Source organism: candidate division KSB1 bacterium (assembly GCA_034506395.1).
Lineage (GTDB): Bacteria > Zhuqueibacterota > Zhuqueibacteria > Thermofontimicrobiales > Thermofontimicrobiaceae > Thermofontimicrobium.
Genome location: JAPDPQ010000005.1, coordinates 80,545 through 95,131 on the forward strand (window position 1 = coordinate 80,545; position 14,587 = coordinate 95,131).

Below are 14,587 nucleotides of genomic sequence, written 5' to 3' on the forward strand. Positions count from 1 at the left end.
CCAGTCTTTCGTTTTTCTTCGTGGGCTAAAATTTTTTTAAAGCCATTTAAGTTCATTTTAAGAATTTAGATTTAATATAAAACGCCGCAATCATAAAGTCAATCACTTTTTCAAATCGCTAGATTTTTTCGATCTCGCCACTGCGATATTCATCAACGATTGCTGGGGGGAAAATTCCACGCTGTAATAAGACCATCTGGGGTCGCGCCTGCTTCCAGGTGATCACCTCGCACATTTTGCCCCCATAGATCGGCCGAGTTGCCAGCAAAGATCGCTCGGCAGTATCGATTTCAAGCTGGATGCACCCGCTTACTAATCCCGTAGAGATTCGTTGAGCTAATCGAGGAAAAAAATCTTTTGTGATGTCGGATAAAGCAGCTATAAAAATTTCGGGATCAGCTTTCTGGATCAAAGCGGCGATCTGGTCGCAGTAAAGCTCAGTTTCATAGTGCTCGAAACGCTTATCACTAGCCAAAAATACCTTGTTCGCTCCCGCATAAATCAGCTTATTAGCTAGACTTTCATCCTCGGAATCAAGCAAAATCGCCGCAATCCCTGTGCCCAGCGCATCAGCTAATTCCCTTGCTTTGGCCATGGCTTCTAAGGAACCGGAAGCGATGCCTGAATCATCGGTTTCAACAAATACAAAAATTCCTGTCGTGGACACGGCACCAGACTCTGGGGCTGCTCCCCAAAAATCATATCCTGATTCGGCTTCTCTGGTATTCATCATATCACCTCAATTCAAAACAAAATCACTTTTTTAAAATTGATGATAGAAATCCCTCAGAAAATTTTTTCGAGTTACTTCGGTGGCGTTCGTTTCATCCGCAAGGTACTTCTGAAGAGCCACTTGAGGCAGTTCTATCATCTGGAAGAAATTTCATTTTTCAAAGCCATCAGTGGCTCTTTTATGATCTGTGGGGAAACTATTTTTAAAAACCATATCAGATCTCTCATGCATTGCGGGCTGAAGAAAAGCAGATCGGCAAATTAAGCTTCGACTAAATATTGACTATAAACCCGAGTCAATGCAGCCGAGTCTCCAATTTCATGAGCAGTAAATCCAAGATCATTGGCATTCCAGACAACGATCGTCTTCTTATAGGCCTTCATAATCATCATGGCAGTGGGGATTTTCGGCTGGCAGATCGCTTGCTCCACGGTTATCAATGCTGGCAAATTTATTGTTCGTTCAATGGGATTACCTTTGATCATCGAACTCACGACGATTGCAGTCCCCTGAATCGAAAGCGATAAGACAGAGGTTGCCTGCCGCAGATTTAGTATTTCTGCAACCCGTGGTCCGATTTGTCCGCTAAAACCAACTTCAGATTTTGCCCCGCAAAGGATCAAATCAAACGGTCCAAGGCGGGAGATAGCACGGCTCAAAACAACGGCACTGATATAGGGATCATTACCTTCAAATTGTGGATCGGTCAATTGATAACAGTTGTCAACCCCTATGGCGTATGCCTCCCGCAAAATCTCACTATCTTCTGCACGGCAAAGCGATATGGCATTCACCGATCCCCCGTGCGACTGCTTCAGATCAACCGCCACTTGCAATGCAGTTCGATCCCAAGGATTCATCACCCTTTTGCCAGTTTCAAACACTTGTCCCTGGCCGCGACTCACTTTTATTTTGCTCAAATCGGGAATCGGTTTGATGAGAATGATGATATTCATAATGATCCTCTTTATGACTTATTTCAAACTGAAACTACTGGTGTGATGGATTGATTTTTCATGATCGCGCCTCCAATGCATCAGTTTAGCGCTCCGATCATAATTATTTCAAAATGACTTTTTCAATGATTAATATGAGCCTTTTTTTAATAGATTATTGGCTATGATCAAGCGCTGGATCTCATTCGTGCCCTCGAAGATACGGTTGATTCTTGCATCGCGATAGAACAATTCCAGCGGATACTCTTTCATATATCCAAGACCGCCGTGGATCTGAATGGCGCGATCAGCAATACGATCCGCAGCTTCGGAACAAAATGCTTTGCATATGGCGGCTTCCTGAGTGAACTTCATGCCCTGATCGCACATCCAGGCAGCGCGATAGATCATGCTCTCCATCGCATAAATTTCCATCGCCGAATCGGCTAACATCCACTGAATGGCTTGATTCTCTGCAATAGGCTTACCGAACTGCTTGCGCTCCGTTGCGTGCTTGATACATAATTGCAGAACCTCTTTGGATGCGCCCAAGCAACCAGCCGCCAATCCCAACCTGCCCCGATCCAGTGCTTTCATGGCCGTCCGAAAACCAGCGCCAAATTGTCCCACTACGTTTTCGGCTGGTACTCGCATATCCTCAAAAAATAATTGGGAGGTCTTCGTGCCCCGAATCCCCATTTTATCCTCCTCGCGTCCCACTTTGTAGCCTGGAAAATCCTTTTCGACAATAAAAGCTGTAACGCCACCGTGTGCCCCAAGCGCTTTATCGGTCACCGCAAATACGATGATAATATCTGCGATGCTGCCATTGGTAATGTAAATTTTTTGGCCATTGATGACAAAATCATTTCCATCGCGAACTGCTGTTGTCTCGATCGCTGCAGCGTCAGAACCAGCGTTTGGTTCGGTAAGGGCAAATGCCGCTATTTTCTCGCCAGAACAGAGCGCTGGCAAATATTTCCGCTTTTGTTCCTCTGTTCCATCGAGATAAATTGACATCGCGCCAATACTGGCATGAGCGCCCATCAGTGTCGTGATCGAAGCGCTGCCCCGAGATATCTCTTCTGCAAAAATACAATAGCCCAATTCACCTGCGCCAGCTCCTCCATATTCTTCCGGAAATGCCAAACCAAAAAAACCCAATTCTCTCATCTTCTGCATGAAATCAGCAGGTATCTCGCCCTCTTCATCGATCTTTCTGGCAATCGGTTTGAGCTCCTGATCCACAAACTTGCGGATCATCTGTCGCAACATCTCTAATTCTTCGGGAAATTTGAAATCCATGGTGATCACGCTCCTTCTTTTATTCTTTAGTTGTTGCTACTTAATCAGATTTAAAACTAGCATCCCCCCTAAATCCCCCTCCAAAGGGAGACTTTCTGTTGTTCCCCCCTTTGAAGGGGGGACAGGGGGGATGTTTGCAGTTTCCAAAGCAGCTTTTTCATGAATCTGGCTAGGTAGTATTATATTCGGCTCTAAAACGCTTGTTGCTATTCTGATCCGCAAACAGGCGGAGGACTATCTTTTAAGTCATTGATCATATCAATTCGCTCTAAAAAGTATCCACGACCTCCCTCCGCTGCGCTCCCAGCATGTGTGAAAATGAAATCTCCATAGTGAAAAACCTCATTCCGATCCGCCAAAGCGCAGAGAGGAATCGATGCAAAACATTGCCTCGCTTGAAGTCAGAGATTCCTCATTCCGCTTCGCTCCATTCGGAACGACAGCAAACTTTTTATTTTTTACACACGCTGTCCGATCGGAATAACAACCTTCATATTTTTGGTGCAAATTCATTTTATAAATTACAATCCAATCCGCCACACCTGAACTTCTTTGCCAGCAATGCTCGAATCGAATTCCAGTACCGAATTTTTCGATTTCAATTGAAGCTTTTGATTGGTGATAATCTCATGCAGATCCAACATTCCATCTTTCTTTACCTTCAAACGGACATGAAGTTGTTCCCGCTGTTCACCATGATTCAAGATAAAAAGTAATTGGCCATCCCTGTTCTCCTGCAACCGCACCTCGATCGGGTTATCGGGCTGACCATCGTGCGACGTGGTCACGGGCCGAACGATCCCTGCCCAATCCAGCAGATTCTTTAAAAAATGATTGTTGCTCTGATCCGCAATTGGATGATTGGCCAGGCCCAAAAACGAACCGATCAGGATCGTTTCGCCTTTGCCAAATCGGGAAGCAATGATGCCAGGCGTCCCGTCGTCGAGTGTGGCTAGAATTTGGTCTTGGCGACCTTTGAGCAGTTCCAGTGACTCAGCAAAATAAGCGCCCTTGAGTGTGTCGCCACTGGACAAACCTTTCAAAACAGGATGGACATTGTTCGCCACCACCAATTTTGCCCGCTCGGCCATTTTCACCTGGGATTCGATGGCGCCGAACACTTCATGCAGCCCCATGCCAGGAATAACATCGGCGGCAAAGCCCCGCTCATCGTTCCAGGCCAGACGGGCTTCGGCCACGACATGACCGCCATCGCTCACGAACTTTTTCAGCCCATCGGCCGCTTTCTGACTGAACATCAGCGGATAGGGGACGATAATCAATTGGTACTGGGAAACATCACCTGTTTCCAGATTTCTACGATGAATAAAATCGACAGGAATGTTGTGCTCGACAAAAAATCGGTAATAGCCAATGAGCGAATTTTGATGCCCATCGAAATCGCCCCGCTGCTCGCCGCCGACCATCTGCGCCAGCGGATTATAGACGATGGCGATCTGAGCAGGAATGGGTTTGGATTCGAGCAAGAGCTGTTGATTCTGATGGATGATGCGGGCGATTTCTCCTGCCCGTTGCGCCCGCTCGGTGAGGCTGCCATCGAGATTGATCAAGCCATAACCGCCCGATTCATAGCCCGAGGACATGGGATAATAAGCGTAAATATTGATCGCTTTCGCCCCTTTGGCCACAACCGACCACATCCAGAGGCGATGATCTTCGGGGGTAATTGGATTCCCAATTTGCAGCCCGATGGTCCCTTTGCCCGCCTGCAATTCACCCACATAAAAACCGCCGTTCTTCAAGTTGGCGCTACGGGAAAAATCCACGGCCACCTGAAACTTCCACAACTCCCAATGGCGAGCGGGATGATTGTGCTTGGGATACAGCGATGTGCCGTAAAAATCCACCTGTTCGGCCATGAGAAAATCATCGGTTGCGCCATAGCCGTTGAACGGCGAATAGAAGATCGACGGCACCGCAGCATGAGATGTGATCACGTGAGTTTTGTCCGCCCGACGCACCGCCTCGTAGCGCATCCGCAGATCGCCCGCCAATTTTTCATAGATAAAATTCTTCCAGTCGATAAAATCGGTGTAGCTCAAAATCGTGCCGAAGCGGGGCGGATGCACCTCGTCCCAGCTCTCGAAATTGCGATACCAGGCCTGGTTCAAATTGGCCAGCGTCCCGTATTTCTGCCGCAGCCAGTCTCGAAATTTGGCCTGGGTATGGGGGCAAAAGCAGAATTGCACATTGGGCACATAATTGATGTAGGCCCAGTTGACGATATGCGGCTCGCTCCACAGGTCCCAGCCATGAAAATTGGGATATTGCACTGCAACTTTGGCCGTCTCGGTATAAAAATTGAGCACCGCCTCTCGCACGCCTGCATGATCGGTGCAAAATCCTGGCGCTGCCTGGGAATGGACTTTGTCGCCGCTTTGCGTTTCAAATAATCCATCGGGGAATTTTTTGCCCACCCAATCGGGCGCCGAATCCACGTACATTTGAATGATGACTCTCAGCCCGACTTCCTGGGCTAATTCGCACAGCAGCTTAAGATTTTCGAAATGATATTCGCCAGGCCGAGGCTCGCAATGCGCCCATTCCACCCATGTTCTAACGGTATTGAAGCCGAGCGATTTGATCTGCTGCAAATCTTTCTTCCATTCGGCTCGGGAATTGGGGGTAATGGTCGATAACATCGGCGCACGGGCTTTGCCGCCGCTGTACCAGACGGAGACGGGGAAGAAGTCGGGCTGCTTGAGACGAGTTTTTTCTTGGCCCATAGCATGAACGACAAGCAATATAACTATCAAAGAGAGTAACGTTAATTTTTCGATCATAATTTCGTTTAATCCTTCTTTGTTTTCAATTACCTAGCGAATAAATAAAGCCAATTGGGGGGTCCTGATTCCATCGCTCCAAGCGATGGAATCAGGACCCTCGGCTTTCTCTTTTTTTCCTTTAATATGAACTATTCGGAATTTCCGAATCGTTGATTTTTGAAGTCTTTTTTATCTTCAAATTTTATCAAAGCGACGCTTCCCGAATAGCTCAGCCATATCGGAATCATATTTAACTCTACTTCATCTCATTCTTCTTAGAAAGGAATAAGTTGTCGAACAATTTATGCTGTTCGATGAACTCGTAAGAATCCCTTACAGGTTGAGTGTTCTGGTGCTTTCCCTTGATTTTCGTTTGCCAGCCCTCTGTCTGATAAATGATAATCTGAGAGCTGTTTTTAATGGGAAGATTTTTTGCCATTGCCAATCAAACTGATTCCATCGCTCCAAGCGATGGAATCAGTACTATCCTATAATTTGTACCCAACACTCAATTCAACCGTCCGCAACCTCGTATTGCTGTCCAATGGATAAATCTCATCAGTATCATAAACCGAATGATGAAATCCCAACTGCCAGAGCCAATGGCCTCGCTGCAATTCAAGGTGATAACTCATCGCTGCATAACCGAACAGCGGTGCTGGATCCATCATGATATAACTGAAATCCCAATCATCGACATTATCTTCCTCTCTGATGAAATGAAATTTGGTATTGTCATGCAACTCAATAGCGAGGGAGGGGCCAATGGCCAGATTTAAGGACGCATTCCGATGGGATAGCAACTTAAAATTCAGCAGGAGTGAAATATCAAAATAACCGACGCAGAAATTGATATCATGGGTCTCCACTTTTTTATATCCGATCATGCTGTAAAGAATCTTTTGATTGGGCAGCCGAAATTGCCGTGATTGGTAAATAAAATCACCCTGCAACCCGAAGCGTCGGCCCAGTGTAAAGTAGTCACTCAGGCCAACCGCATAACCTGGCTTGATTGCTGCAGCGTCATGATTGGGGAAAACCACATTCCCACCCGCCTTCAAATACCAGCGATTGGGACGATCGTTCACGTCTTTCATCTTTAACAGGATTTCATAATTGACAAACGGGCCAGCAAATGCTCCGATCAATCCGCCTTTGATTCGATTGACCAGGCGTTGCTCTTCGTCGGTTGTCGAAATTGCGCTCCCGATCAAATAGCCAGCAAATGAGCCCAAAATGATCCCCAGTGGAACATTTAAAATTTTCTCAAAGGTACTCAATCCTTGTTGATCGGCACTGGCAGAAGCAAAGGTTATTGAGGGTTGCACGGATAGATTTTTATTTAAGGGAGGATACTTGAGCGATGAGATCAAATCAATCCTGTGGAGGGTATTTCTTTGTGTCTGGCAATCTGCTCCTCCCCACAAAGCGAAGGCAATAAAAATCAGGGCAAATAAAATTTTAATCTTTTTCATCTGAGTTGGCCTCCGCAAATTTTCTATCAATCAATTTCTGCAAAATTGAAATTTTTCGTCATTCCGAACGGATCCGTCCGCCAATTGGCGGACGCAGGAGTGAGGAATCTGTATTTCTCATGCAATCGATTGATTAACCAGATTCCTCTCCGCCGACTGGTAATTGGCGTCAACTTCAGAGAACAATGTCATTCTAAGCGATCTGTCCGCCAGTAGACCGAAGGAGAGCGAAGAATCTCTTGTGATTAAACGAAAGTAGTTGCATCTATTGAAGGGATTCTTCGTCGCTTCGCTCCTCAGAATGACAGTGCCTCATTATGTATTTGCTTAAATTGAAATCTATGGCCGACTGGCAGATCTGGATGATGGGTAACCTCACCTAGATATATTATCAATCATAAATCATCAGCTTAATAATCCTTGCTCACAGGCGATTTCATATTCGACAGCCCCACTTCTCCAATGACGTCACGATAGGTCACGAGACGAATATTTTTCGCCTTTAAAGCTTTCCGAAATTTCTTCGAGCACAGCGCCTTCCATTCCGCCTGACGATGCTGGCTCATCTGCGGCAGGCCGCCTGGGTTCAGATCCACCAGCGCATTCATCTCGGGCGAGGTCATGCCGATGTGAAATACCGCCAGATGCTTTGTCCCTGGCTCCAGCCGTTTCACGATGGCGACCAGACTGTCGGTTTTGTGCGGCGGCGCCACGCTGTAGATGCTTTTCATGTCCACTTCGCCGAAATAGCGGGAGATGCCCAGGCCGTATTCCTGAGCCAATCGTTCCACCAGTGCCCGCAACTCAGGTGTGTCCACGGCAGTACCCATGTGGTAATCCACATAATCGATCTTCAGGCCAGACTGCAACGCCCGCTGAATCTGAGCCCGTAGCTCCATTTCGACTTCCTCGATTTTGGGATTGTTATCAAAAAATGCCTTTCGGGACGGGAAAAAATAACCGCAGCTATCCACCAGGCTGGGCACGCCGCCTTTGCCGAGGATCGGTCCCCAGCGATAATTTTTCCATTCCGCATTCAGCGTGAGATGAACACCCACCGAAATTTCGGGATGCCCTTTCAAAATATCCACCGCCTCTTGATACCAGGGGCAGACAAACATCACCGAGGCGGAAAACGGCAGGCCCGCTTCGATCACCTGCTGCGCCGCCATGTTGACGGTATGGCACATGCCGATATCGTCGCAGCGGATCATCAATGTGACCTGCTCTTTTGATTTTTCATCGGTTTCAGCAGCAATGGTACTATCATTGATGAACAACTGGATGACCGAAATCATCAGCAGCAAAATAGCTATTTTCATCGAATTTCTCTCCTAAACTTTTATCCGAAAAAATGATTTTATTTTCCCCTAATCGATCCAATAGCAATTCCGCCGAACGCAACTGGCAAACCATCTTTAGGCAATGGGCTCGAACAATATAAAATGGCTGGACAGCATCAAATGCATTTCAGTTCGACTAAAGGATTTTATTCACCTTCAAATTTTTGCCTCCGAATGAGCTAAGCCACACGTATTCGAACAAATTCAGACGCAGATTCTTAGAGCAATTTTGCGCAGTTTGCTATTTCGGTTTCACTGGCTTCAGCAACAGGTCCTGAAAATCGAAACTGAAATCCGTTGCAGGGGAAACGGCCCGCATCTTGGCCTGCTCAATTGAGCCATCGGGATTGAGCGCAAAGGTGACAAAGGCATCGGCTCGGAGTTCGGGATTGCGCCAGCGGACGATAAAGGTGTCATATTGCCAATGCTCCAGATCGCCCACCAGATCAGGCGTGTGCGAGAAGCGCATGACCAATCTGTCCTGTTCCAAAGCAATCGATATCTCACCGTACCAGGCATCGGCATAATTGCCAGCGTAGCGAGTGAGCGGCAGCGATGGCCTGGAGGTGGAATCCCGAGCCGCCATAATTTTTTGCTCTCGGGCCGCCATTGTCGAATCCGCTTTGAATTTAATTTTGCGATAGGCCGCCAACCAATCAAACGGCTGCGCCCCCATGAACTGATCCAGGATATGGTGGACAAGCGTGTTAAAGGCATAACCAGATTCTTGATTGGTCAACACCGCCACGCCGAGTTTCAATTCAGGAATCATTGCCACCCGAGAGACGTAGCCAGGCAGTCCACCCGTATGGGAAACCAGCTTATAGCCCCGATAATCTCGCAGGCTAAATCCCAGGGCATAGCCATTGAAATTCGCCCGCAGCGGCGCCAACTCGGCTGGCGGATCGGCAATGGGAATGGGCGTGACGAAGCCCCAGAGCTGCCGCATGGTCGCTGGCGGAAACAGCCGTTCGCCATTCTGCAGGCGACCCGAATCTAACTGCACGATCATCCAGCGGGCCATGTCCTCGGCATTGGATAGGATCCCGCCTGCGGGATTGACATTATCGCTGACGAATGGCACGACAGGCCGCACCCTTCCCTCGATCTCAGCATGTGGGATGGCGACATTCGGTGCTTCGTTGAAAGCTGAAATTCTGGTCTTACTATTGACCATACCGACTGGCCCCAGAATTCGCTGGGCGACAAAGTCTTCCCAGGTTTGACCCGAGACCGCTTCGATCACTTCACCAGCCACGCTGTACAGCACATTATCGTAGGCATAGGCGCTGCGGAAACTTTTCACCAGCGGGATATGGCGCAATCGGCGCACGATTTCTTTGCGATCATAGGTTGTGGCAGGCCACCAGAGAAGATCGCCTGCACCAAGGCCCAAACCGCTCCGATGAACCAGCAAATCACGGATGGTCAGCTCCCGAGTGACATACGGATCGGCGAGTTGAAACCACGGCAGATAATTGATCACTGGCGCATCCCATTCCAGCTTGCCCTCGTGGACCAGGATCGCCAGTGCAGTGGCGGTAAACGCTTTGGTGTTGGATGCAATGCCGAACAACGTCTGGGCATTCACAGGAGTTGGTTCGCCCAGCTTACGCAGGCCGTAGCCCTTGGACACCAGCACTATGCCGTCTTTCACAATAGCTAATCCCAGCCCAGGGACCTTAAACTCCTGCATCACGCTGGTAACATAGTTATCGAGCTTTGATAAATTTTTGGGCAATTTCGGTTGGGCAGATGTTGAAGTGATCAAAATAAGAATCAAAAGAAGCGAGAGTGCTTTTCGCATTGAAGATCTCCTTAAATTTGTCGCCCTATTATTGGGCGCAATGTTGTGACCACGTGGCACTTTGAAATGTTTCCGAATGGCAAAACAAATATTGACCACAGAACTGGAACTCCCACAGAAATCATCCGTGGCTGTTCTACCATCCATGGGGAGATTTTTTGGTCTCAGAACCGTCCGCCAGTTGGCGAGACGGTCCGCCTGCTGGCGGATCGAAAGGTCTCAGAAATAATTCTCAAGTCAAATAGATTTGGACCACGGAAATGGAACAACCACGGAAAAAATTTTTCAAATTAACATCTGCGTTAGTTTTACCATCCGTGGGGAAACCAATTTGGCCTCAAAATTGAAAGGCCACAGAACTATTGACCACGGAAATGGAACAACCACAAAAATCATTTTTCAGGTTAAAATCCGTGAATGTCCTACCATCCGTGGGGAAATTTTTTGGTCTCAGAATTGAAAGGCCACAGAACTATTGACCACGGAAATGGAACAACCACAAAAATCATTTTTCAAATCAAATTCCGTGGTGGTTCTACCATCCGTGGGGAAGCCAAGCTCAATAAGTCACGCCCACGGAAAAAATATGCACGCCATGGAATACCCCGAAATCCTGATAGGCGTAATCGAAACGGAAGCGGTTATTCAGCAGCTTCTGTTTTACCCCCACACCAAGCGTCAGGCCTCGCTCATCGTAATTGCCCATATAGCCCGAACGCAGAATCAGTAACTGCTGATATTCGAACTCCGCCCCAAATTTGAATTTCTCACGGAAATCCCGAGCATGACGGGTCTCGAGACCCACCAGCAGCGAATAATCTTTTTCCTCAGGCATAAAAAACGAGATCGGATCGATGGTCAAACTAAAGCTCACGGCAAACGGCAACGGGAATTTCTCTTCCTCGTATCTGATCTCTCGAGAAAAATTTTGGATGGCAGCGCCGAAGCGGATGTTGTGAAAAAGAAAATCATAAATGGCGCCGATGTCGATGGCTGGCTCGCCATGAACATACGATTTTTCGCCGATCTGTAGGTTTGGATCATCCACGTCCTTGCCTGCCAGGGCGATCCAGGCGCTGCCCAGGTCCTGTCGGGCATATTTGACCCGAACGCCATAGGAAAAGCGATCGCTCACCCGCTGGCTGAACGAGAGCCCCAGCGCCAGACTCTGAGGTGAAAACGTCTCAGTATCGATGAATCCCTGCTCGTTGTTCGCCCGTCGTGTGCCGTAAAACTCGCCGTAATCCATGATCAGAAAATCCAGGGCCAGGATGCCGAACCGACCGATGGCGTAGGCTGCAGCGAAGGAACTGTTGTTGATATCAGCAATGCCTTTGGTGTAATTGATGCACAAATCAAGTTTCCCATCCAGCCAGCCGAGACCAGCGGGATTCCAGAACACCGTATTGGCATTACGAATCGTCACCAGGCCCAATCCGCCACGGCCGATGGCCTCCGCCGAGATCGGATTCTCAAGGAATCGAAATCCCACCTGGCCTTTTTTGACCTGACCAGTAGTAGCTTGTGTCGCAAAGAGTATCACTGCGACAATAGCAATTAGTTTTTTATATGGCATGAGCGTCTCCTTCGTTAAACTGCAAACAACAACTCTCAAATCTCAAATAAATCCCGAATTCCAATTTCCAAACAAATTCCAAATCTCAACTTCAATACTCAAGACAAAGCGATTAGAGTTTGATGCTTTGAAATTGGAATTTTCTATGATCTATCGAATCAAAATAAATTTGACAAACTGCTCAGGCAATTTTTCCCCAGCCAAATTTTCCGCCTCGGTCACCGCCAAAATGTAAATACCACTGACCACGTATTGATTGGTATCGGTACGCTGATTCCAGACCTCCTGGTCCGTGCCGAAATGATCCATGCTGGAAATCTTGTCGCCAGTTTCGGTGTACACAGTCAATTTGCATTTATAGGGCAGATTGGCGAACAGAATTTGTGACTCGGCACCAGGAAATCCCAAACCGCCCGCCTTGATGGTGGCGGGATTGGGCACCACTCGCACCCGATCGCTCACCTCCAATCCCGCTTTGAACGGAATCGCAGGCAGACCCGAGCGATTGACATAGCGGGAGCTTTCCAATCGCAGCCCTGGATAGAGCGGATCATTGTTCCCTGTGCCATCGTCCACTGCTGTAACGGCATAATAATAGCTCACGCCTCGAACCACATCCCGATCGATGTACTGCGTCTGGGTGCGGTCTGTGGTTTCGTAAATCAGCTCCCATTTATCGCCGCTGTAATTATCCAGCGGATCGTTCACGAACGCCGCCCCTTTCTTTCGGTAGATGCGCCAGGCATACCAATCATCTGCGCCCGTATCGGGATCTTTGAAATACGAAGCATCGGGATAAGACCATTCGATCAGCACCCGATCGGCATCGCTGGTAATTTTGACATCGGGCGGAGGCGGCGGATCGGGGACGTTCAGACCATTGTGCCAGGCCCAATACGCTCGATCCATCACTTTCGCCAGAGAATCCACGCCCGTCAGCACCCAGCGATTCTTCTCCTGATCATCGATTTCTTTATTGAACCAGGCCTTGCCGATGGAATCGGCCACCTCCCAGGAAATCGAACCCACGCCGATGGCATAAGCCACCACAATGGAGTCATAAATCCCAGCCTGGCTGTTTTTGCTCAGCTCGTACGGCCCAACAGTAATGAAGCGCATCGGGCCCTTTTCGGCTCGAGTGTCCCAGCCCTGGGTGATGATGTCCTTGGGAAATTTGCCCCGATTGTCATGGCCGATGTAGGTATCCCGCAAGCCAAAATCCCGCCGACTCCACAAATCCTTCACGATCCCCGCATGGGGCATCGAATACGGCTGGGTCGGATCGTCACTGAGATCTTTAGCGGACTTCGAAGCATATAGGAGCGCATAACCAGGGATCTGCGGCGAGATCAAATGTCCCGTCTTGCGATCGGGATCGCCTGTGTCGTCGGTGCTGCCGTTGGGATAGGCTGTGGCTCCTGGGTATTTTGTATCCCAATAATAAGCCACTTTCAGGCTATCCCGTGCTTTTCCCGTCACCAGGTTCGATTTCATGGCAAACCAGCTATCCAGATCGTCCTCGCCTTCATAAGCAAATGAGCGCAGCACCTCATATTCGCCCGCCTTGGATGGGCCGAAGCTGAAAGCGATGGGCCACCACAAACGAATGGTCTGATCTGGGAAGAAATCGTTGGGATTGGGATTTTCGATGGGACGTTTCGTTTCGCCTGTGAATTTATAGGTTGCTTTCCAAATGATATAATCTTGATGGAATGGATTACTAAACGCATAAACCTCTACATGGGTGCGAATGCCCCAATAGGGCAAAATATCCTCCCAGATGGCGCAGATGTCCGCTTTCAAATTGGGATCGGTCTGCCAGCGATATTCACGGCTCTGGGGGATGCCGTCCACCGTGACGTACGGCGGTCGATACCGCCGAATCTCCCAGGAGAAATCGTTTTTTCCATTGCTGACGAACGGCGTGGGAATGATCTTACGATTGCCCCGCTCGTCAATGCAACCATTATCGTCCAGGCAAATGGGGTTGAAGATCTGGTACAGCATCTGGGAGTGCCACTGATCCTGGGGATAGTACCAGATCTCCGTGTTTTGCGGCCCCGTGCCAGTCAGCATCCAGCTATACTGCGTGGTGAATTGGCCTTCGCCATTGAGCTTTTTTAGATCGAGCTTGATGGCATTGACATCGATGAATAGCGGCGGGCCGTTGAAATCCTTCTGGCCATACAGTGAATTAAAGAAGATGAGGCTAAAAAACATTAACCCGAATATGAACGGCATCATTCGCTTGAGCATTTTTAACTCCTTTGAAAAAATCTGTTGATTTTTTGGTCTCAGAAATAATTCCCAAAGCAAATAGATATGGACCACGAAAATGGAACAACCACAAAAATTATTTTTCAAGTCAAAATCCGTGGTGGTTCTACCATCCGTGGGGCTAACCAATTTGGCCTCAGAATCGAAAGGCCACAGAAATATTGACCACGGAAATGGAACAACCACGAAAAAAATCTTTCAAATTAACATCTGCGCTAGTTCTACCATCCGTGGGGCTAACCCATTTGGTCTCGGAATTGAAAGGACACAGAAATATTGACCACGAAAATGGAACAACCACGGAAATTATTTTTCAAATTAACATCCGTGTTAGTTCTACCATCCGTGGG

At 48.1% G+C, this 14,587-nt stretch carries 9 protein-coding genes; all 9 read right to left on the reverse strand.

Translation table 11 applies throughout. The features are described 5' to 3' along the window. Positions 1-118: 118 nt before the first annotated feature. The 9 genes from ONB37_04990 to ONB37_05030 all read right to left on the reverse strand — a co-directional run bounded on the left by ONB37_04990 (position 119) and on the right by ONB37_05030 (position 14,216). A complete protein-coding gene (locus ONB37_04990; protein MDZ7399502.1) occupies positions 119-733 on the reverse strand; it encodes a hypothetical protein in 615 nt (204 codons plus the stop codon). A 260-nt stretch (positions 734-993) separates the two neighbouring features. Beyond that, positions 994-1,689 (reverse strand): hypothetical protein, encoded by a 696-nt coding sequence (locus tag ONB37_04995; GenBank protein ID MDZ7399503.1) that lies wholly within the window; start codon positions 1,687-1,689, stop codon positions 994-996. 129 nt (positions 1,690-1,818) lie between these two features. Then, complete coding sequence (locus ONB37_05000; GenBank protein MDZ7399504.1) at positions 1,819-2,973, reverse strand: acyl-CoA dehydrogenase family protein; 1,155 nt, start codon at positions 2,971-2,973, stop codon at positions 1,819-1,821. A 521-nt stretch (positions 2,974-3,494) separates the two neighbouring features. Continuing rightward, entirely contained in the window at positions 3,495-5,777 is a 2,283-nt protein-coding gene (locus tag ONB37_05005) for a beta-galactosidase (protein ID MDZ7399505.1), read from the reverse strand. A gap of 470 nt (positions 5,778-6,247) precedes the next feature. Then, complete coding sequence (locus ONB37_05010; GenBank protein MDZ7399506.1) at positions 6,248-7,234, reverse strand: PorT family protein; 987 nt, start codon at positions 7,232-7,234, stop codon at positions 6,248-6,250. Between the two features lie 410 nt (positions 7,235-7,644). Then, a complete protein-coding gene (locus ONB37_05015; GenBank protein MDZ7399507.1) occupies positions 7,645-8,556 on the reverse strand; it encodes a ChbG/HpnK family deacetylase in 912 nt (303 codons plus the stop codon). A gap of 262 nt (positions 8,557-8,818) precedes the next feature. Then, complete coding sequence (locus tag ONB37_05020) at positions 8,819-10,384, reverse strand: serine hydrolase (GenBank protein ID MDZ7399508.1); 1,566 nt, start codon at positions 10,382-10,384, stop codon at positions 8,819-8,821. A 559-nt stretch (positions 10,385-10,943) separates the two neighbouring features. Next, positions 10,944-11,960, reverse strand: a complete 1,017-nt coding sequence (locus tag ONB37_05025; protein MDZ7399509.1) for a PorV/PorQ family protein — start codon at positions 11,958-11,960, stop codon at positions 10,944-10,946. A gap of 150 nt (positions 11,961-12,110) precedes the next feature. Then, the gene (locus ONB37_05030) at positions 12,111-14,216 is read right to left on the reverse strand and encodes a hypothetical protein (protein MDZ7399510.1); all 2,106 of its coding nucleotides are present in this window, start codon (positions 14,214-14,216) and stop codon (positions 12,111-12,113) included. Between the last annotated feature and the right edge of the window lie 371 nt (positions 14,217-14,587).

Coding starts and splice junctions, on each gene's coding strand:
- ONB37_04995 (MDZ7399503.1), bottom strand. CDS start 1,689: ATGAATATCATCATTCTCATCAAACCGATTCCCGATTTGAGCAAAATA.
- ONB37_05000 (MDZ7399504.1), bottom strand. CDS start 2,973: ATGGATTTCAAATTTCCCGAAGAATTAGAGATGTTGCGACAGATGATC.
- ONB37_05020 (MDZ7399508.1), bottom strand. CDS start 10,384: ATGCGAAAAGCACTCTCGCTTCTTTTGATTCTTATTTTGATCACTTCA.
- ONB37_05010 (MDZ7399506.1), bottom strand. CDS start 7,234: ATGAAAAAGATTAAAATTTTATTTGCCCTGATTTTTATTGCCTTCGCT.
- ONB37_05015 (MDZ7399507.1), bottom strand. CDS start 8,556: ATGAAAATAGCTATTTTGCTGCTGATGATTTCGGTCATCCAGTTGTTC.
- ONB37_05030 (MDZ7399510.1), bottom strand. CDS start 14,216: ATGCTCAAGCGAATGATGCCGTTCATATTCGGGTTAATGTTTTTTAGC.
- ONB37_04990 (MDZ7399502.1), bottom strand. CDS start 733: ATGATGAATACCAGAGAAGCCGAATCAGGATATGATTTTTGGGGAGCA.
- ONB37_05025 (MDZ7399509.1), bottom strand. CDS start 11,960: ATGCCATATAAAAAACTAATTGCTATTGTCGCAGTGATACTCTTTGCG.
- ONB37_05005 (MDZ7399505.1), bottom strand. CDS start 5,777: ATGATCGAAAAATTAACGTTACTCTCTTTGATAGTTATATTGCTTGTC.